Below are 16,022 nucleotides of genomic sequence, written 5' to 3' on the forward strand. Positions count from 1 at the left end.
CCCCGGCCCGGTCCGACTGCTACGGGGAGTAACAGCGGCGAGGGCAGGCAACCCTGCACGGCAGGGGGGCCGCCGGGACAAAGTAGTCTTGAGTCCATGCCCGAACGCCGTACCGTCGCCCTTGTCACTCTTGGCTGCGCCCGTAACGAGGTGGACTCGGAGGAGCTTGCAGGCCGCTTGGCAGCGGACGGCTGGGACCTCGTCGAGGATGCCTCCGACGCGGATGTCGCAGTCGTCAACACCTGTGGGTTCGTCGAAGCCGCCAAGAAGGACTCCGTCGACGCCCTGCTCGAAGCCAACGATCTGAAGGATCACGGCCGCACCCAGGCCGTCGTCGCCGTCGGCTGCATGGCCGAGCGCTACGGCAAGGACCTCGCCGAGGCCCTGCCGGAAGCGGACGGCGTCCTCGGATTCGACGACTACGCCGACATCTCCGACCGGCTCCAGACCATCCTCAACGGCGGCATCCACGCCTCGCACACCCCGCGCGACCGCCGCAAGCTGCTGCCGATCAGCCCCGCCGAGCGGCAGGACGCCGCCGTGGCGCTGCCCGGCCACGCCCAGGAGACGCCCGCCCCGGCCCCCGAGGACCTCCCCGAAGGCGTCGCACCGGTCTCCGGGCCGCGGGCACCGCTGCGCCGCCGGCTCGGCACCAGCCCCGTCGCCTCGGTGAAGCTCGCCTCCGGCTGCGACCGCCGCTGCTCCTTCTGCGCCATCCCCTCCTTCCGCGGCTCGTTCATCTCGCGCCGCCCCTCGGACGTCCTCCAGGAGACCCGCTGGCTGGCCGAGCAGGGCGTCAAGGAGGTCATGCTCGTCTCCGAGAACAACACCTCCTACGGCAAGGACCTCGGCGACATCCGCCTCCTGGAGACCCTGCTGCCCGAGCTGGCCGACGTGGACGGCATCGAGCGGATCCGGGTCAGCTACCTCCAGCCCGCCGAGATGCGCCCCGGCCTCATCGACGTCCTCACCTCGACGCCGAAGGTCGCCCCGTACTTCGACCTCTCCTTCCAGCACTCCTCCCCGAGCGTGCTGCGCACGATGCGCCGCTTCGGCGACACCGACCGCTTCCTGGAGCTCCTGGACACCATCCGGAGCAAGGCCCCCGAGGCCGGCGCCCGCTCCAACTTCATCGTCGGCTTCCCCGGCGAGACCGAGGCGGACCTCGCCGAGCTGGAACGCTTCCTCACCGGCGCCCGCCTCGACGCGATCGGCGTGTTCGGCTACTCCGACGAGGAGGGCACCGAGGCGGTCGGCTACGAGAACAAGCTGGACGCCGACACCATCGCGGAGCGCCTGGCCCATATCTCCCAGCTGGCCGAGGAGCTGACCTCGCAGCGGGCCGAGGAGCGCGTCGGCGAGACCCTCCAGGTGCTGGTGGAGTCCGTGGAGTCGGAGGAGGACGGCGAGGTCGCGATCGGGCGCGCGGCCCACCAGGCTCCCGAAACGGATGGCCAGGTGGTCTTCACCACACGCGAGGGACTCGTGCCGGGCCGTATGGTCGAGGCAAAGGCAGTGGGCACCGAGGGCGTCGACCTGGTGGCCGAACACCACGAGCTTGCGGAGGCAGCCAGATGACCGGAGTCCCGGCATCCGCGGCAGGCGGCTCCGGCGCGAAGCCGGTCCGCGGCGGCAAGCTGGGCACTGCGGCCGTCAACCAGGCCAGCCTGTGGAACATCGCCAACATCCTGACCATGATCCGGTTGCTGCTCGTACCCGGCTTCGTGCTGCTGCTGTTCCACGACGGCGGATACGACCCGGTCTGGCGCTCCTTCGCCTGGGCGGCCTTCGCCATCGCGATGATCACCGACCTGTTCGACGGTCATCTGGCGCGGGCGTACAACCTGGTCACCGACTTCGGGAAGATCGCCGACCCGATCGCCGACAAGGCGATCATGGGTGCGGCGCTGGTCTCCCTCTCCGTCCTGGGCGACCTGCCCTGGTGGATCACCGGCGTGATCCTCGCCCGTGAGCTGGGCATCACGCTGATGCGGTTCTGGGTGATCCGCCATGCGGTGATCCCGGCCAGCAGAGGCGGCAAGCTGAAGACGCTCGCGCAGGGGACGGCGGCCGGGATGTACGTCCTGGTGCTCACCGGGCCGCTGGCCACGCTGCGCTTCTGGGTGATGATGGTCGCCGTCGTGCTGACGGTCGTCACCGGACTCGATTACGTACGCCAGGCCGTCGTCCTGCGCCGCAAGGGCCTCGCCGCCGAGCGCGCCGCCGCCGCTGAGCGGGCCGCGGAGGCTGTGGAGGCCCTTCAGGCTCCTGCGGGCACGGCGGTCGGCGCCGGTCAGGCCGCCGGTGCGGTGGGCGGTGTGACGGATGTACGTGGTGCCGACGTGCGGAGCGCTGACGTACGCGGTGCCGACGTGCGCGGTGGCGCCGAGGCGCGCGACGCCGCGGAGGCCGAGCGGTGACAGCCGCTGCCCGGGTGCTCCGGCTGCTCGGAGCGCGGGGCGAGACGCTCGCCGTCGCCGAATCGCTCACGGGCGGCCTCGTCGCCGCCGAGCTGACCTCCGTACCCGGCGCTTCCCTGTCCTTCCGGGGATCGGTGACGGCATACGCCACCGTCCTGAAGCGGGACGTCCTGGGCGTCGACGGGACCCTTCTGGCTGAGCGCGGAGCCGTGGACCCCGAGGTCGCGCTGCGGATGGCGGCCGGTGTGCGCCGGGTTCTCGACGCGGACTGGGGCGTCTCCACCACGGGGGTCGCGGGGCCGGAACCCCAGGACGGGCAGCCGGTCGGCACCGTCTACGTTGCCGTGGCAGGGCCCTCCGGCGTCGAGAAAGTGACGGCACTGCGGTTGAATGGTGGGAGGGCGGATATCCGTAGTGAGAGTGTGCGAAGCGTCCTCGAACTGCTCGCCGGCGAACTCGGTGAGAATGCGCGGGCACAGGATACGGAACAACACGGGGGGAATTGATGTTTGCAGCCCTGAGTGAACACGACATCGCTCCCCGCACGGCCGCAGCACAAGGCGGTACGGTAGGGCGTGAAGGATGCGGCTACGCGGTCCGAGGAGGGAGCCACCGATGATTCTGCTCCGTCGCCTGCTGGGTGACGTGCTGCGTCGGCAGCGCCAGCGCCAAGGCCGTACTCTGCGCGAAGTCTCCTCGTCCGCCCGGGTCTCGCTCGGTTATCTCTCCGAGGTGGAGCGGGGGCAGAAGGAGGCATCCTCCGAGCTGCTCTCCGCGATTTGCGACGCGCTTGACGTACGGATGTCCGAGCTCATGCGTGAGGTGAGCGATGAGCTCTCGCTCGCTGAGCTGGCCGAGTCGGCAGCTGCCAGTGATCCGGTCCCAGTACCGGTTCGTCCCATGCTCAATTCGGTCTCCGTCTCTTCGGTCGCAGGTGTGCCGTCGGGACGGGTGACCATCAAGGCGCCCGCGGAAGCGGTGGACGTCGTCGCCGCCTGATCCACGCGGCACACATGCTCGACCGGAGTCCCGGTCGGCCCCTGACGGGGCCGGCCGGGACTTCTGCGTTCCGTGTGTGAGGCGGGGGTCAGTGGGCACACGGAGGACAAGGCCCGCATGACCGTTTTGGTTCAAATGTGCCATCGTGGGTGATGCACCGAGACGGTCAGTGAAAGCTGACGGATGGGAGTAGCGCACATGTCTGTGGTCAAGAGCACGTTGTCCGAGGGCGATCTCAAGGTCGTGGGAACAGCGCTGCAGGGCGCTCTGGTCGACCTCGTCGACCTCTCCCTGGTGGCCAAGCAGGTCCATTGGAACGTGGTCGGTCCGCGCTTCCGCTCCGTGCACCTTCAGCTCGACGAGGTCGTCGTCACGGCCCGGCAGCACTCCGACACGGTGGCCGAGCGCGCCTCGGCGGTCGGGGTCAACCCGGACGGGCGCTCCGGCACGGTCGCCAAGGAGACCGCCATCGCGTCCGTGCCCGAGGGTTGGATCAAGGACACCGACGCCGTGCGGATCCTGGTGGACGCGCTGGGCGTGGTCATCGGCCGGATGCGGGAGCGCATCGAGGCGACCGACGAGCCGGACCCGATCACCCAGGACCTGCTGATCGGGCTGACGGCAGAGCTTGAGAAGCACGCGTGGATGTTCCAGGCGGAAAGCGCCTGACCGGCGTCTGAGCGAACCGCGTGAACCGCGTGATCCGAGCGATCCGCGTGAACCGAGTGACCGAGCGAAAGGGAGCGACATCGTGAGTGGTGACAGCGCCATGGACAAGCTCAAGGGCAAGGGCAAGGAAGCGGTCGGCAAGCTGACCGGCGACCACCGCAAGGAGGCCGAGGGCAAGACCGATCAGGCCAAGGGCCGGGCCAAGGACGCGGTGGACGAGGCCGGCGACCGTGCGAAGGGCATCAAGGACTCGCTCAGCGGCGACGACGACAAGTAGTCCTTCGGCCCTGCGGCCCTGTGGGCGCGTACCAGGGCTTGCGTGGCATCGGAGTGCCCCCGCCGGATCGGCGGGGGCACTCCTGTGTGGGTGGCCCTTCGGCCGGACGTTCTGGATGCACCGCCGCCGCGGCCAGGGGAAACTGCCGGAAAGGACGTCGGCCGCGGGAGGCAGCGATGAAACGGCGTTGGGTGCCGGCGCTGGTCCTCGGCGGGCTGTGGTGGTGGGCGGTGCTCCGGCTGGCGCTGCAACCGGAGCAGGCGGGGCTGGTGGAGGGGGCGGTGGCGGCGGGCGGCTGGGGGCTGAGCCTGTTGCCGGTCCATGTCGCGTCGGTGGGAGCGGGGGGCTCGGTGAGGTCGGTGGCGCCCGTCGGGCTGTTCACCAGGGCATGGCGACGCCGCCGTTCGGGCGGAGGATCTGGCCGGTCATGAAGGCCGAGGCGTCCGAGGCCAGGTGCAGCACGGTGTGGGCGACGTCCTCGGGTTCGCCGACCCGGCCCAGCGGAGAGATCCGGGCCATCGTCGCCTCCGCGCGGTGCTGGCTCTCGGCATCGTGCCGGTCGGTCATCGGCGTACGGATCCAGCCTGGTGCGACGGCGTTCACCCGTATGGCGTGGGGCCCCAGCTCGGTGGCGAGCGTCTTGGTGAGCTGCACCACGGCGGCCTTCGCGACGCTGTAGCAGAGCAGGCCCGCGCTGGCGGAGTCCACGGCTCCGGATGCCATCGTGATCAGCGAGCCGGGGGCGGAGCGGGCCGTCATGGAGCGGGCCACTTCCTGGCAGGCGTACAGCACGCCTTTGAAATTGACCGCCAGCACCCGGTCCAGATCTTCGTCCGCCGTCTCCAGCACGCTGCTCGTGTGCATGATCCCGGCCACCGCGACCAGGATGTCGAGATGCCCGGCCGCTTCGACGGCCGCCCGGACCTGGTCGCGGTCGGTGACGTCCAGGGGGTGCGTACGGGCGGAGCCGCCCGCGTCGGCGATCCGGTCGTACGTCCGGCGCAGGCCCGTCTCGTCACGGTCCGCGCAGTGCACCGTGGCTCCGGCCGCCGCGAGCAGCAGGGCGCTCGCCCGCCCGATACCGCTCGCCGCACCCGTGACGAACGCGGCGCGGCCCGTGAGGTCGTACGCGGAGAGGGGCATGACGGGACCGTACGACCGGGTCTGACGGGGCGTCAACTAGGGCGTCGGGCCTGATTGGCAGCCGGGGCACCAGTAGGTGGGCCGGTCGTCCTGGTCGGCGAGGCGGATCGGGGTGCCGCAGCGCAGACAGGGGCGGCGGGCGCGCCCGTAGACGTACAGCCGCTCCTGTACGCGAACGGGCGGCCGGGTACGGGGGCGGAGGCCGGCGGCCGTGGTGGGGATCGGGACCGGCCCGGGGCTCGTGCTCGGGGTCGGCCTCGGGGCCGGTCCGGGGCTTGTGCCTGGTGTCGGCGGGGTGCGGAGTTCGGAGGTGATGGTTGTGGTGCGGGTGGGGCGGTCGCGGTTGGCGTGCAGCAGACGCTCGGCCAGGGTGACGAGCCGGGGGAGTACGCCGTCGGGGAGGGCGCCCACGGGGAGCCAGGGCGTGACGCGGGCCAGGAAGCACAGCTCGCTTTTGTAGACATTGCCGATGCCCGCCAGATTGCGCTGGTCCAGGAGCGCCTCGCCGAGAGGGCGCTCCGGCGCGGCGAGCAGGTGGTCCACGGCGAGGCCGGGATCCCAGTCGGGGCCCAGCAGATCCGGGCCCAGGTGGCCCACGGCCCGGCTCTCCTCGCTGGTGCGGAGCAGTTCCAGCACGGGGAGCCGGTAGCCGACCGCGGTGTGCTCCGCGTTGCCGAGGATCGCGCGGATCTGGTGCCCCGGGCCGCCCCGCCAGCGCTCGTCCGGGGCGTACACCCGCCAGGAACCGTCCATCCGGAGGTGGCTGTGCAGCGTCAGGCCGCCCTCGATCCGGGTCAGCAGGTGCTTGCCGCGCGCGGTGACGTCCAGGACGGTGCGGCCGGTGAGGTCGGCGGTGGCGAAGCGGGGGACGCGCAGGTCCGACCGGGTCAGCACCTGCCCCGCCAGGGCCTCGTGCAGCCGGGCGGCGGTCTGCAGGACGGTGTCTCCTTCGGGCATGCCTCCATGATGGGTGCGTAGGGGCGGTTGTGCGCCGGCCCGGGCTCGCCCACGGCCCGGGGCGCGTTCCGGCGGCGGTCAGGCGCGCAGGCGCAGGCCTCTCGGAGTGGCGAGGAACCCGGCCGCCTCCAGTGTCCGGCCCAGCGGCGAGGTGAGGGAGGAGACGCCGTTCGTCCGCTCCACCGTCACCGTGCCCAGGGCGCCGGCCCGGGCCGAGGCCGCCAGTGCCTCGGCCGCCGCGCGCAGGGCGGGCGCCTCGGGGTCGGACGGCCAGGCCAGGAGGGTCTTGCCGCCGCGCTCCATGTAGAGCGTCAGCTCACCGTCGACCAGGACCACCAGCGCCCCCGCCTTGCGGCCCGGCTTGTGTCCGGCGCCGTCCGGGGACTCCGGCCACGGCAGGGCCGCTCCGTACGCGTTGGCCGGGTCGGCGGCGGCGAGCACCAGGGCCTGGGGCACGGTGTCCGGATCCCGGCGGTCCCGTGCGGTGGACGCCGCCCGCAGCCGGTCCACCGCGCCGTCCATCGCGAACTGGGCGGCCCCCAGACCCTCGACCACATAGCCGCGCCGCGCCTGCCCGTTGTCCTCGAAGGCGGCCAGCACGCGGTACGTCGCGGAGAAGCCGCCCTCCACCCCCTCGGCCTGCACCGCGCCCCGGGTCACCACACCGTGCCGGTCGAGGAGGGTGCGGGCCAGGGCGTGGGCGCGGTGGGTCCGTTCCGGTTCGACCGGGGGGAGCAGCGACCAGCGGCCCGAGACCGTCGGCGGGCCGGTGCGGGACGCGGGGCGGGCGGCCGCGGTGAGCGAGCCGTAGCGACCGCGCGGGACGCTGCGCCGGGAGCGGTGGGCGGTGGAGCCCGCCGTCCGCCCCGAGCCCAGCAGCGAACGCAGCGGGGCCAGGGTGTCGTTGGTCAGCCGCCCGGACCAGGCCAGGTCCCACAGGGCGTCGGCCAGCTGCTGGTCCGTGCAGTCCGGGTGGGTGGTGGCCCGGACCTGGTCGGCGATCTGGCGGAAGAAGAGGCCGTATCCGCCGGAGAGCGTGGTGAGCGCGGACTCGTGGAGCGCCGACAGCTCCAGCGGGTGCGGGGGAGGCAGGAGCAGCGGCGCGCTGTCGGCGAGGTAGAGGGAGACCCAGCCGTCCTTGCCGGGCAGCGCTCCCGCCCCGGCCCAGACGACCTCGCCCGTGGTCGTCAGCTCGTCGAGCATCGCCGGGTGGTAGCCCGTGACGCGGCTCGGCAGGATCAGCTTCTCCAGTGCCGACGCGGGCACGGGCGCGCCCTGGAGCTGCTCGACGGCGCGGGCCAGCCCGTCGATGCCCCGCAGGCTGCTGGAGCCGAAGTGCTGCCACTGGGGGAGGAAGGAGGCGAGGGCCGCGGGCGGCACCGGCTCCAGCTCCTGGCGGAGCGCCGCCAGCGAACGGCGCCGGAGCCGGCGCAGCACCGTGGCGTCGCACCATTCCTGGCCGATGCCCGCCGGGTGGAATTCGCCCTGCACGGTCCTGCCGGAGGCCGAGAGACGCTGCAGCGCGCCGTCCGTGACGGCGGTGCCGAGCCCGAAGCGCTCGGCGGCCCGGGCGGCGGTGAACGGGCCGTGCGTCCGTGCGTACCGTGCGAGGAGGTCGCCGAGCGGATCCTTCACCGGCTCGGTGAACGCCTCGGGAACGCCGACCGGAAGCGCGGTGCCCAGGGCGTCGCGAAGCCGGCCCGCGTCCTCGATCGCCGCCCAGTGGTCCGCGCCGGCGATCCGGACCTGGATCGCCCGGCGGGCCGTCGCCAGCTCTGGCGCCCAGGACGGCTCGGCCCCCCGCTCGGCCAGCTCGGCGTCGGTGAGCGGACCGAGCACGCGCAGCAGATCGGCCACCCCCTCGACGTCCTTGATCCGCCGGTCCTCGGTGAGCCACTGCAGCTCCCGCTCCAGCTCGGTGAGGACCTCGGGGTCGAGCAGTTCGCGCAGCTCCGCCTGGCCCAGCAGCTCGGCCAGGAGATGGGAGTCCAGGGAGAGGGCGGCGGCGCGCCGCTCGGCGAGCGGCGAGTCGCCCTCGTACAGGAACTGGGCGACGTAGCCGAAGAGGAGCGAGCGGGCGAACGGCGAGGGCTCCTGGGTGGTCACCTCGACCAGCCGGACCCGGCGTGCCTCCAGGTCGCCCATCAGTTCCGTGAGCCCGGGGACGTCGAACACGTCCTGCAGGCATTCGCGGACGGCCTCCAGGACGATCGGGAACGAGCCGAACTCCGAGGCGACCTGGAGCAGCTGGGAGGCCCGCTGGCGCTGCTGCCAGAGCGGGGTGCGCTTGCCGGGGGAGCGGCGCGGCAGCAGCAGGGCGCGCGCAGCGCACTCCCGGAACCGGGCGGCGAACAGGGCCGAGCCGCCCACCTGGTCGGTGACGATCTGCTGGACCTCGCCCTGGTCGAAGACGACGTCGGCGGCCGCCACCGGGGGCTGGTCGCTGTCGTACGCCACGGCGACCGGCGCCGGTCCGCCGTTCCCGGGGGCCGGGGTCGGCGGGGCGTCGAAGTCGAGCAGATCCAGGCCCATCATGTCCGCGTCGGGCAGCCGCAGCACGATGCCGTCGTCGGCGTGCATCACCTGGGCGTCCATGCCGTACCGCTCGCCGAGGCGGGCGGAGAGGGCGAGCGCCCACGGGGCGTGCACCTGGGCGCCGAAGGGGGAGTGCACGACCACCCGCCAGTCGCCCAGCTCGTCCCGGAACCGCTCGACCAGGATCGTCCGGTCGTCCGGCACATGACCGCAGGCCCGGCGCTGCTCGTCCAGATAGGCCAGGATGTTGTCCGCGGCCCAGGCGTCGAGTCCGGCGGCGAGCAGGCGCAGCCGGGCATCCTCGTCGGACAGTCCGCCGATCTCGCGGAGGAAGGCCCCCAACGCGCGGCCGAGCTCCAGCGGGCGGCCCAGCTGGTCGCCCTTCCAGAACGGCAGCCGCCCCGGAACGCCCGGGGCCGGTGAGACCAGGACCCGGTCCCGGGTGATGTCCTCGATCCGCCAGGACGTGGTGCCCAGGGTGAAGACGTCGCCGACGCGGGACTCGTAGACCATCTCCTCGTCCAGCTCGCCGACCCGGCCGCCGCCCTTCTTCGGGTCGGCCCCGGCCAGGAAGACCCCGAAGAGGCCGCGGTCGGGGATGGTGCCGCCCGAGGTGACGGCGAGCCGCTGCGCCCCGGGGCGGCCCGTGACCGTACCCCCCACCCGGTCCCACACCACCCGAGGGCGCAGCTCCGCGAAGGCGTCGGAGGGATAGCGTCCGGCGAGCATGTCGAGCACGGCGGTGAACGCCGATTCCGGGAGTGAGGCGAACGGGGCGGCCCGCCGGACCAGGGCCAGCAGGTCGTCGGCCTGCCAGCTGTCCAGGGCCACCATGGCGACCAGCTGCTGGGCCAGCACGTCCAGCGGATTGGACGGGATGCGCAGTGCCTCGATGGCCCCCTCGCGCATCCGCTCGGTGACGACGGCGGCCTGCACCAGATCGCCGCGGTACTTCGGGAAGACCACCCCGGTGGAGACCGCGCCCACCTGGTGCCCGGCCCGCCCCACCCGCTGGAGGCCGGAGGCGACGGAGGGCGGGGACTCCACCTGGATCACCAGGTCGACCGCGCCCATGTCGATGCCGAGCTCCAGGCTGGAGGTGGCGACCACGGCGGGCAGCCGGCCCGCCTTGAGGTCCTCCTCGACCTGGGCCCGCTGCTCCTTGGAGACCGAGCCGTGGTGGGCGCGGGCCAACAGGGCGGGGGCGCCCCTGCCGGCGCCGGACTGGGCCATGATCTCCGCCGGGGCATGGGCCTCCGGGAGCGCGGGGGCCGGGTTGTCGGGGTCGAACGCGGTGCCGGTGGCCCGTTCGTACGCGATCTCGTTCAGCCGGTTGCACAGCCGCTCGGCCAGCCGCCGGGAGTTGGCGAAGACGATGGTGGAGCGGTGCGACTGGACGAGATCGGCGATGCGCTCCTCGACATGCGGCCAGATCGAGGGCTTGTCCGCCTGGCCGGAGTCGCCGTCGGTCGCGGGGGAGCCGCCCAGCTCGCCCAGATCCTCGACCGGGACGACGACCGACAGGTCGAACTCCTTGGTGGACCGGGGCTGGACGATCTCCACCTTGCGCTGCGGCGACAGGAAGCGGGCCACCTCGTCGACCGGCCGGACCGTCGCGGACAGGCCGATGCGCCGGGCGGGACGGGCCAGCAGCTCGTCCAGACGCTCCAGGGAGAGCGCGAGATGGGCGCCGCGCTTCGTCCCGGCGACCGCGTGCACCTCGTCGAGGATCACCGTCTCGACGCCGGCCAGCGCGTCCCGGGCGGCGGACGTCAGCATAAGGAACAGCGACTCGGGCGTGGTGATCAGGATGTCCGGCGGTCTGGTCACCAGGGAGCGCCGCTCGGCGGGCGGGGTGTCCCCGGACCGGATGCCGACCCGCACCTCCGGCTCCGGCAGCCCCAGGCGCACCGACTCCTGCCGGATGCCGGTCAGCGGCGAGCGGAGGTTGCGCTCGACGTCGACCGCGAGGGCCTTGAGCGGGGACACGTACAGCACGCGGCAGCGCTTCTTCGCCTCGGCGGGCGGCGGCCCGGCAGCCAGCCGGTCCAGCGAGGCGAGGAACGCGGCCAGCGTCTTCCCGGAACCGGTCGGCGCGACGACCAGGACATCGCTGCCCTCGCCGATGGCCCGCCAGGCGCCCTCCTGCGCCGCGGTGGGCGCGCTGAAGGCCCCGGTGAACCAACTGCGGGTCGCGGGCGAGAAGGCGTCGAGAGCGGAGCCGGTCATGTCCCCCATCGTGCACCCCGCCACTGACAACCGGCCGGAACGACCGCCCGCGACCGGCTGCTCACACCCCGGCGCACGGCCGGGACCTGCGAGAATGTCCCCATGACGGGAGCGGACGGCACGGCGGAATGGGCGCGGCACTGGCAGTACGCCGCCCTGCCCGATCTCGATCTGCTGCGCGCCCGGTACGTCCGCCACACCTTCCCCCGGCACAGCCACGAGGGCTACGTCTTCGGTGCGGTCACCGGCGGGGTGGAGGACGTGGGACTGCCGGGCGGCACCGTCCACGCGGTCCCCGGAACCGTCGTCATGATCAACCCGGAGGTGCCGCACACCGCCCGCTCCGGGGCGCCCGAGGGCTGGGCGTACGCCACGCTCTACCCGTCGGCCCAGGTCGTCAACGACATCGCGGCCGAGGTGACGTCCCTGCGCGGCACGGTCGGCTTCGCCGAGAGCCGGGTGACCGATCCCCACGCGTCCCGGCTGATCACCGAGGTGCACCGGGCGGCGGAGGAGGGCAACGCACTGGCGGCCGACAGCCTGCTGCGGGTCCTGGTCACCCGGCTCCTCAGCCGGCACGGCAGCCCGTTGCCCGGTCTGACCGCGCACGCCGGGAGCGCGCGGAACGCCGTACGCGCCCGTGCCGTGCTGGAGGAGCGCATGGCCGCCCCGCCCACGCTGGAAACGCTCGCCGCGGAGCTGGGCACCGGCCCGTTCGCGCTGCTGAGGGCCTTCAAGAAGGAGTACGGCATGCCGCCCCACACCTGGCTCACCGACGCCCGGGTGCGCAGGGCCCGCCGCATGCTCGATGCCGGTGTCGCCCCCGCCGAGGCCGCGACCGCCGTCGGCTTCACGGACCAGCCGCACCTCAACCGCCACTTCACCCGGATCGTGGGGGTGCCGCCCGGCGCCTACCAGCGCGAGCGCGGTGTGCTGCGGCCCGGTGGATGAGAACCCGATGGCCGGGTGGGTGGGGAGCCCGGTGGCGCCGGTGGGTGGGAAACCGGTGGTCGGTGGGGGTCAGGAACATGTCGGTGGGGGTGCAAGAACGTACAAGACCCGGCCCGACCGATCCCCGTAGCGTTCCGGGCGTGGCAGAACAGACAGCACCCCCAGAGAGCACAGGCGCACCCGGTGCCATATCCGCCGGTCCGCCCGGCCCGTCGGCCGAGGTCCGACCGGAGAAGCCGGACGCGGCGGTCGTCCGGGACGCGCTCGGCGTCGGCATCGCCGTCGGGCTCTCCGGCTTCGCCTTCGGCGTCACCTCCGCCGGCTCCGGCCTCAGCCTGCTCCAGACCTGCGTCCTGAGTCTGCTCGTCTTCACCGGCGCCTCGCAGTTCGCCCTGGTCGGCGCGCTGGCCGCGGGCGGCAACCCCTACACCGCGGCGGCCGGGGCGTTCTTCCTGGGCGTACGGAACGCCTTCTACGGTCTGCGGCTCTCCCAGCTGCTCGCCCTTCCCCGTGCGGTGCGCCCCTTCGCCGCCCACTGGGTCATCGACGAGACGACCGCGGTCACCCTGCCGCAGCCCACCCGGCGAGCCGCGCGCATCGGCTTCACGGTCACCGGGCTCACCCTGTACGTGCTCTGGAACCTCACGACCCTGGTGGGTGCTCTGGGCGCCGAGGCGCTGGGCGACACCGACGCGTGGGGCCTGGACGCGGCGAGTCCGGCGGTGTTCCTCGCCCTGCTCGCGCCGATGCTCAGGAGCACCACCGAACGCGTCACGGCGGGCCTGGCCGTTCTGCTGGCCCTGACGCTGCTGCCCGTACTGCCGGCCGGTGTGCCCGTACTGCTGTCGGCGCTCGCGGCGCCGGTCGTCCTCTTCCTGATGGGACGTGCCAAGCGGGGACCGGGCACCGGGGACGAGGACGACGCGGTGACACAGCGGAAGAAGGGTGGGCGGCGCTCATGAACGTCTGGATCGCCATCGGACTGACCGTGGTGGGCTGCTACCTCGCCAAGCTGCTGGGCCTGCTGGTGCCCGCGGGCGTGCTGGAGCGACCGCTGGTCCAGCGGATGGCCGCGCTGCTGCCCGTGGCGCTGCTGGCGGCTCTCACCGCACAGCAGACCTTCGGCGACGGCCAGCACCTCGTCCTCGACGCCCGTGCCGCGGGTCTCGCGGCGGCCGCGCTCGCCCTGGTCCTGCGCGCCCCGTTCCTGGTGGTCGTCGGTGCGGGCGTCCTGGTCACGGCGGTCGTACGCGCGCTGGCCTGAGCGAGCGGCCCCGTACCGCCCGGCCGCGCGCTTCCGTGGTGGTCAGCCGAGCGGGCGACCGTACGAGCGGAGCGTCTCCAAGGCTCTGAGCGTCACCAGGGGACGTCCTTCCAGCGCGGTGCCCGGAGCCCACCGGCGCCAGTTCACGGGCCACCCGCCGTCGTCCTGCTGCTCGGCGGCCAGGTGGTCGAGCGAGCGCTCCAGCTCCTCGTCCGTGAACCAGCGGCGGGCCAGCGACCCGGGCGTACGGGCGTAGTCGTGCGGGAAGTGGTGCTCGCCCGGGGCGTAGCCCGTCGCCACCGGGTAGTCCGCCGTCCGGGAGGGATCGAGCACCGCGAGCCGTTGTTCGCGCACCAGGCGGCCGAGTCGGTCGGCCGCCGCCTCGGCGCGGGCCCGGTCCGGAGCGCCGTCCAGAAAGGCGATCGCGGCCTCGATCTCGTATGGATGGGACTGTTCCAGGGCATCGACGGCGCTCCAGCAGAAGTCCGTCGCCCGGAACAGCCAGGCGTGCCACACCTGATTGGCGTGCAGCAGTCCGACGACCGGCCCGGTCGCCAGCAGTTCCGCCGGCGGATCGTCCACGATCGGGATGAACGGTGCTGCGGGATAGCCGCGCTGGGTGGGCAGCAGAGCGGGCAGTGCGCCTTCTTTGGTTGACACATCGGTCAGATAGCGACAGATCCGTTCAACGCGCTGTCCGTCGCAGCGGCCGATCGAGTCAAGAACGCTCAGTGCGTGGGCGGTGTGCAGCGGCTGGCTGACCGGACCCCGGAGGTCGGGTTCCAGCGCGTGACCGTAGCCGCCGTCCCCGTTCAGATAGGCGGAGAGGGCCGTCTCGACGGCGTCGGGACCTGCGCCGAGGAAGCCATGGGCGAACCTCCGCTGTTCGAGGACGCGGGCCGTGAGCCAGATGAACTGCTCGGCGCGGGCGAGGGTGTTTGCTCCGGTTCCAGCCATGGACCGACCGTAGAGGGGAAAGGCGCCCGGCATGTGCCGGGCGGACCGGCTGCACTCTCAGGAGCGGGATACTGGTGGCATGCGGTTGACGATTTTCTGGGAGCGGATGGCCGACCACTTCGGTGCGGCGTACGCGGACTCCTTCGCCCGTGACCATGTGATGACCGAACTCGGCGGCCGCACGGTGCACCAGGCCCTGGACGCGGGCTGGGACGCCAAGGACGTCTGGCGCGGGGTCTGCGCGGCCATGGACGTCCCGGCGGACAGGCGCTGAACAGGAGAGGTCGACTCGGGGCGGGGGGACCGGTGGCCGGAGGCATGGGCCAGACTTGTCCCGTGCCATCGACAGACGAGACCGTCCCGGTCCAGCCGTCCGCCTCCCCGCCCACCCCGCCGGCCGCGCCACCCGCGCCGCCGTCCGGTGCCGGCGGGGTCCGTATGCCCGGCTGGCTGCCGCGTGCGATGGTGCTGGCCCTGGCGCTCTACGCCTGCTTCCAGCTCAGCAGCTGGGCGTTCGACCAGCTCATCGGGTTGCTGACGAACGTGCTGATCGCGTTCTTCCTCGCGCTCGCCATCGAGCCCGCGGTCGGCCGGATGGCGCATCGTGGCATACGCCGGGGGCTGGCCACGTTCCTCGTCTTCCTCTGCCTGATGATCTTCGGTGTCGGGTTCGTGGTGCTGCTGGGGTCGATGCTCGCGGGCCAGATCGTCGACATGGTCGACGAGTTCCCCAAGTACATCGACTCGGTGATCAACTGGGTCAACCAGACCTTCCACACCGAACTCTCCCGGGTCGAGGTCCAGGACAGCCTGCTGCACTCCGACTGGTTGCAGAAGTACGTCCAGAACAGCGCCACCGGAGTGCTCGACGTCTCCACCACGGTCATCGGCGGGCTGTTCCGGCTGCTGACGATCTTCCTGTTCTCGTTCTACTTCGCGGCCGACGGCCCCCGGCTCCGCCGCGCGCTGTGCTCCGTCCTGCCGCCGGCCCGGCAGACCGAGGTGCTGCGCGCCTGGGAGATCGCGGTCGACAAGACCGGCGGGTACATCTACTCGCGCGGTCTGATGGCACTGATCTCCGGTGCCGCGCACTACATCCTGCTGGTGATCCTCGGCGTGCCGTACGCCCCGGCGCTCGCGGTCTGGGTCGGACTCGTCTCGCAGTTCATCCCGACCATCGGCACGTATCTCGCGGGCGCTCTGCCGATGCTGATCGCCTTCACGGTCGACCCCTGGTACGCGGTGTGGGTGCTCGGGTTCGTGGTGATCTACCAACAGTTCGAGAACTATGTGCTCCAGCCCAAGCTGACCGCGAAGACCGTCGACATCCACCCCGCGGTCGCCTTCGGATCGGTCATCGCGGGCACGGCCCTGCTCGGTGCGGTCGGCGCGCTGGTCGCCATCCCCGCCGTCGCCACGCTCCAGGCGTTCCTCGGCGCCTATGTGAAGCGGTACGACGTCACCGACGACCCACGGGTGCACGGCGGAAGCAGCCGGGCTCCCCGGAGGCCGTTGCCGTCACGGATACGCCGTCTGCTGAACGGCCGCGGGGGAGCGGAGGACGGGCCGCGTCAGCGGTAGCCGGCCGCAGCGGGCGCCTCAGGGGTAGTCCGTGACGTCG

General features: G+C 72.6%; 16 protein-coding genes. 12 read left to right on the plus strand and 4 right to left on the minus strand.

Annotated elements, in window-relative coordinates; translation table 11 throughout:
* Positions 1-96: 96 nt before the first annotated feature.
* The 7 genes from rimO (at position 97) to ACSMXR_RS28310 (ending at position 4,796) form a co-directional block, all read left to right on the plus strand.
* The gene (gene rimO / locus ACSMXR_RS28280; RefSeq protein ID WP_137230051.1) at positions 97-1,578 is read left to right on the plus strand and encodes a 30S ribosomal protein S12 methylthiotransferase RimO; all 1,482 of its coding nucleotides are present in this window, start codon (positions 97-99) and stop codon (positions 1,576-1,578) included.
* Positions 1,575-2,420, plus strand: a complete 846-nt coding sequence (gene pgsA / locus ACSMXR_RS28285; RefSeq protein ID WP_381793946.1) for a CDP-diacylglycerol--glycerol-3-phosphate 3-phosphatidyltransferase — start codon at positions 1,575-1,577, stop codon at positions 2,418-2,420. Before rimO ends, pgsA begins: the two co-directional genes overlap by 4 nt.
* Positions 2,417-2,926 (plus strand): CinA family protein, encoded by a 510-nt coding sequence (locus ACSMXR_RS28290; RefSeq protein ID WP_137230055.1) that lies wholly within the window; start codon positions 2,417-2,419, stop codon positions 2,924-2,926. The genes pgsA and ACSMXR_RS28290 overlap by 4 nt, the downstream gene beginning before the upstream one ends.
* A 109-nt stretch (positions 2,927-3,035) precedes the next feature.
* Positions 3,036-3,419, plus strand: coding sequence for a helix-turn-helix domain-containing protein (locus ACSMXR_RS28295; protein WP_003965837.1), 384 nt, complete (start codon positions 3,036-3,038; stop codon positions 3,417-3,419).
* Between the two features lie 198 nt (positions 3,420-3,617).
* The gene (locus ACSMXR_RS28300) at positions 3,618-4,088 is read left to right on the plus strand and encodes a Dps family protein (RefSeq protein ID WP_137230057.1); all 471 of its coding nucleotides are present in this window, start codon (positions 3,618-3,620) and stop codon (positions 4,086-4,088) included.
* A gap of 100 nt (positions 4,089-4,188) precedes the next feature.
* Positions 4,189-4,365 carry a CsbD family protein gene (locus ACSMXR_RS28305; RefSeq protein ID WP_137230713.1) on the plus strand — a complete coding sequence of 59 codons (177 nt, stop codon included), beginning with the start codon at positions 4,189-4,191 and terminating at the stop codon, positions 4,363-4,365.
* A 176-nt stretch (positions 4,366-4,541) separates the two neighbouring features.
* Complete coding sequence (locus ACSMXR_RS28310; RefSeq protein ID WP_376188212.1) at positions 4,542-4,796, plus strand: hypothetical protein; 255 nt, start codon at positions 4,542-4,544, stop codon at positions 4,794-4,796.
* On the opposite strand, the gene ACSMXR_RS28315 is transcribed toward ACSMXR_RS28310, so the two are convergent.
* The 3 genes from ACSMXR_RS28315 to ACSMXR_RS28325 form a co-directional block, all read right to left on the minus strand.
* Positions 4,744-5,508, minus strand: a complete 765-nt coding sequence (locus tag ACSMXR_RS28315) for an SDR family NAD(P)-dependent oxidoreductase (RefSeq protein ID WP_376188213.1) — start codon at positions 5,506-5,508, stop codon at positions 4,744-4,746. The two genes, ACSMXR_RS28310 and ACSMXR_RS28315, sit on opposite strands and share 53 nt — an antisense overlap.
* 36 nt (positions 5,509-5,544) lie before the next feature.
* A complete protein-coding gene (locus tag ACSMXR_RS28320) occupies positions 5,545-6,465 on the minus strand; it encodes an Fpg/Nei family DNA glycosylase (protein ID WP_473170179.1) in 921 nt (306 codons plus the stop codon).
* 78 nt (positions 6,466-6,543) lie between these two features.
* Positions 6,544-11,229, minus strand: a complete 4,686-nt coding sequence (locus tag ACSMXR_RS28325) for an Lhr family ATP-dependent helicase (RefSeq protein WP_473170180.1) — start codon at positions 11,227-11,229, stop codon at positions 6,544-6,546.
* A gap of 102 nt (positions 11,230-11,331) precedes the next feature.
* On the opposite strand from ACSMXR_RS28325, the gene ACSMXR_RS28330 reads away from it, so the two are divergent.
* The 3 genes from ACSMXR_RS28330 to ACSMXR_RS28340 all read left to right on the plus strand — a co-directional run bounded on the left by ACSMXR_RS28330 (position 11,332) and on the right by ACSMXR_RS28340 (position 13,444).
* A complete protein-coding gene (locus ACSMXR_RS28330; RefSeq protein WP_137230067.1) occupies positions 11,332-12,180 on the plus strand; it encodes an AraC family transcriptional regulator in 849 nt (282 codons plus the stop codon).
* 140 nt (positions 12,181-12,320) lie between these two features.
* Positions 12,321-13,142 carry an AzlC family ABC transporter permease gene (locus ACSMXR_RS28335; RefSeq protein WP_381793936.1) on the plus strand — a complete coding sequence of 274 codons (822 nt, stop codon included), beginning with the start codon at positions 12,321-12,323 and terminating at the stop codon, positions 13,140-13,142.
* Complete coding sequence (locus ACSMXR_RS28340) at positions 13,139-13,444, plus strand: AzlD domain-containing protein (protein WP_137230071.1); 306 nt, start codon at positions 13,139-13,141, stop codon at positions 13,442-13,444. Before ACSMXR_RS28335 ends, ACSMXR_RS28340 begins: the two co-directional genes overlap by 4 nt.
* A 42-nt stretch (positions 13,445-13,486) precedes the next feature.
* Here ACSMXR_RS28340 and ACSMXR_RS28345 read toward each other — a convergent pair whose 3' ends face one another.
* A complete protein-coding gene (locus ACSMXR_RS28345; RefSeq protein WP_381793934.1) occupies positions 13,487-14,401 on the minus strand; it encodes a hypothetical protein in 915 nt (304 codons plus the stop codon).
* Between the two features lie 79 nt (positions 14,402-14,480).
* Between ACSMXR_RS28345 and ACSMXR_RS28350 the strand changes: the two genes are divergently transcribed.
* Positions 14,481-14,675: a DUF3046 domain-containing protein gene (locus ACSMXR_RS28350; RefSeq protein ID WP_137230074.1), complete on the plus strand. Its 195-nt coding sequence runs from the start codon at positions 14,481-14,483 to the stop codon at positions 14,673-14,675.
* Between the two features lie 164 nt (positions 14,676-14,839).
* A complete protein-coding gene (locus ACSMXR_RS28355) occupies positions 14,840-15,982 on the plus strand; it encodes an AI-2E family transporter (protein WP_473172454.1) in 1,143 nt (380 codons plus the stop codon).
* Positions 15,983-16,022: the final 40 nt, after the last annotated feature.

The organism is Streptomyces sp. DSM 106670 (assembly GCF_055792845.1).

Coding starts and splice junctions, on each gene's coding strand:
- ACSMXR_RS28310 (WP_376188212.1), top strand. CDS start 4,542: ATGAAACGGCGTTGGGTGCCGGCGCTGGTCCTCGGCGGGCTGTGGTGG.
- ACSMXR_RS28315 (WP_376188213.1), bottom strand. CDS start 5,508: ATGCCCCTCTCCGCGTACGACCTCACGGGCCGCGCCGCGTTCGTCACG.
- ACSMXR_RS28340 (WP_137230071.1), top strand. CDS start 13,139: ATGAACGTCTGGATCGCCATCGGACTGACCGTGGTGGGCTGCTACCTC.
- ACSMXR_RS28355 (WP_473172454.1), top strand. CDS start 14,840: ATGCCCGGCTGGCTGCCGCGTGCGATGGTGCTGGCCCTGGCGCTCTAC.
- ACSMXR_RS28350 (WP_137230074.1), top strand. CDS start 14,481: ATGCGGTTGACGATTTTCTGGGAGCGGATGGCCGACCACTTCGGTGCG.
- pgsA (WP_381793946.1), top strand. CDS start 1,575: ATGACCGGAGTCCCGGCATCCGCGGCAGGCGGCTCCGGCGCGAAGCCG.
- ACSMXR_RS28330 (WP_137230067.1), top strand. CDS start 11,332: ATGACGGGAGCGGACGGCACGGCGGAATGGGCGCGGCACTGGCAGTAC.
- ACSMXR_RS28295 (WP_003965837.1), top strand. CDS start 3,036: ATGATTCTGCTCCGTCGCCTGCTGGGTGACGTGCTGCGTCGGCAGCGC.
- rimO (WP_137230051.1), top strand. CDS start 97: ATGCCCGAACGCCGTACCGTCGCCCTTGTCACTCTTGGCTGCGCCCGT.
- ACSMXR_RS28345 (WP_381793934.1), bottom strand. CDS start 14,401: ATGGCTGGAACCGGAGCAAACACCCTCGCCCGCGCCGAGCAGTTCATC.
- ACSMXR_RS28325 (WP_473170180.1), bottom strand. CDS start 11,229: ATGACCGGCTCCGCTCTCGACGCCTTCTCGCCCGCGACCCGCAGTTGG.
- ACSMXR_RS28300 (WP_137230057.1), top strand. CDS start 3,618: ATGTCTGTGGTCAAGAGCACGTTGTCCGAGGGCGATCTCAAGGTCGTG.
- ACSMXR_RS28305 (WP_137230713.1), top strand. CDS start 4,189: ATGGACAAGCTCAAGGGCAAGGGCAAGGAAGCGGTCGGCAAGCTGACC.
- ACSMXR_RS28320 (WP_473170179.1), bottom strand. CDS start 6,465: ATGCCCGAAGGAGACACCGTCCTGCAGACCGCCGCCCGGCTGCACGAG.